The organism is Dietzia sp. HMSC21D01 (assembly GCF_001815995.1).
GTDB classification, from domain to species: Bacteria; Actinomycetota; Actinomycetes; order Mycobacteriales; family Mycobacteriaceae; genus Dietzia; species Dietzia cinnamea.
On the sequence record NZ_KV823936.1, the window covers coordinates 1 to 937 of the forward strand.

Annotated in this window: 1 protein-coding gene; it reads right to left on the minus strand. The window is 60.0% G+C overall.

Annotation, left to right across the window (positions count from 1 at the left end; all coding sequences use genetic code 11):
• Positions 1–110: 110 nt before the first annotated feature.
• The coding region (locus HMPREF3086_RS18060) for an IS3 family transposase (protein ID WP_141764053.1) at positions 111–937 on the minus strand (827 nt) is incomplete at its 5' end.

The following is a 937-nucleotide window of genomic DNA, read 5'->3' on the forward strand; positions in this document are numbered from 1 at the left end:
CCTAAACCAACTTCAGAAACGCGACACTAGCGGCCGAGCAGCGCGTCGACCCGGCGGAGCAGCTCCCTCGGACTGAACGTGGAGTGTTCCCGACAAAGTGGCCACCTGAATTAGGCCGCGAGTTCGTAGATGTCTCTGAATCCTAGTTCGAACTCGGCTGGTGTCAAGTAGCCGAGTGTTGAATGTCGCCGCGCTCGGTTGTAATACTCCTCGATCCAAGTGAATGTGCTCTTTGTGAGCGCTTTGAGTGTGGGCCATGGACGCGTGTGGATGAGCTCCTTCTTGTAGCTCGCAAAAAACGATTCTGCGACCGCATTATCGAAACAAATGCCGGTGCGTCCCAGTGATCGCCGAATATTGTTCTTCGTACAATACTTGTCGAATTCAGTGGACGTGTATTGGGTTCCGCGGTCGCTGTGGAATACGACTTTGCCGGGCGGTCGCCGTCGAGCGATGGCCATTTCCAGTGCGTCGGTGACCAACTCGGTACGCATGTGGTCGGCCACGGCCCATCCGACGACCATCCGGGAGTGCAGATCGATCACAGTGGCCAAGTACGCCCAGCCGTTCCAGGTCCGCACGTAAGTGATATCGCCGCACCACTTGGTGTTCATCTCTGCCGCGGTGAAGTCGCGACCGATGAGGTCGGGGGCGGCGACAGGGTCGTCGCCAGCGACGGTGGTTCGCTTCCACGCTTTCGGGTGGCGACCCTCCAAGCCTGCTGCTTTCATCAGCCGCCACACCCGCTTGTGAGAGACCCGGTGACCGCCGGCGGCGAGCTCCGCGCGCATACGACGAACGCCGGGGCGGCCGTTGAGACGCTTGTAGAGGCACTCGATCAGCGTGGTCAGTTCGTCGTCCCGGAGGTCTCGCGCTGAGCGGGACTTTCCACGCCATTTGTAATAGCGGCTCTTCGCATCTGAGCGTGGGTGAGGAC